This window comes from Bradyrhizobium sp. Ken51 (assembly GCF_055807435.1).
In genome coordinates this window covers 1-878 of the sequence record NZ_JBVVPB010000118.1, presented here as the reverse complement: position 1 = coordinate 878, position 878 = coordinate 1, and the positions used below count along the sequence as shown (strand labels likewise).

Genomic DNA, 878 nt, shown 5'->3' with positions numbered 1-878 from the left:
TATTCGACGGAACGCAGCTTGCGCGTCTGGGTCGATCCGGCAAAGCTGGTCGGCTATGGCCTGACCGCCGACGACGTCAACAAGGCCATTGCCGCGCAGAACGCGCAGGTCGCTTCGGGCAGCATCGGCGCCGAGCCGTCGACCTCGACCCAGCGCACCTCCGCGCTGGTGCTGGTCAAGGGCCAGCTCTCGTCTCCGGATGAATTCGGCACCATCATCCTGCGCGCCAATGCCGACGGCTCGACCGTGCGGCTGCGCGACGTCGCGCGCATCGAGGTCGGCGGTCTCAGCTACCAGTTCAACACCCGTCTCGACGGCAAGCCGACCGCCGGTCTGTCCGTGCTGATGTCGCCGACCGGCAATGCGCTGGCGACCGCGAGCGCCGTCGAAGAGAAGATGAAGGAGCTGTCTCGCTTCTTCCCGGCCAATATCGGCTACGAGATTCCCTACAACATCACGCCCGTGGTCGAGGCCTCGATCAAGAAGGTGCTGTCGACGCTGGTCGAAGCCATCGTGCTGGTGTTCGTGGTGATGTTCCTGTTCCTGCAGAACATCCGCTACACCATCATTCCGACCATCGTGGTGCCGGTGGCGCTGCTGGGCGCCTGTACCACGCTGCTGCTCGCCGGCTACTCCATCAACATGCTCTCGATGTTCGGCATGGTGCTCGCTGTCGGCATCCTCGTTGACGATGCCATCGTGGTGGTCGAGAACGTCGAGCGCATCATGGCCGAGGAGGGGCTGCCGCCAAAGGAAGCGACGCGGAAGGCGATGTCGCAGATCACCGGCGCCATCATCGGCATCACGCTGGTGCTGATGGCCGTGTTCGTGCCGATGGCGTTCTTCCCGGGCTCGGTCGGCATCATCTACCGCCAGTT

1 protein-coding gene is annotated in these 878 nt (G+C 64.1%); it reads left to right on the top strand.

All coding sequences use genetic code 11. The features are described 5' to 3' along the window. The coding region (locus tag AC0L27_RS41065) for an efflux RND transporter permease subunit (RefSeq protein ID WP_473323784.1) at positions 1–878 on the top strand (878 nt) is incomplete at both ends.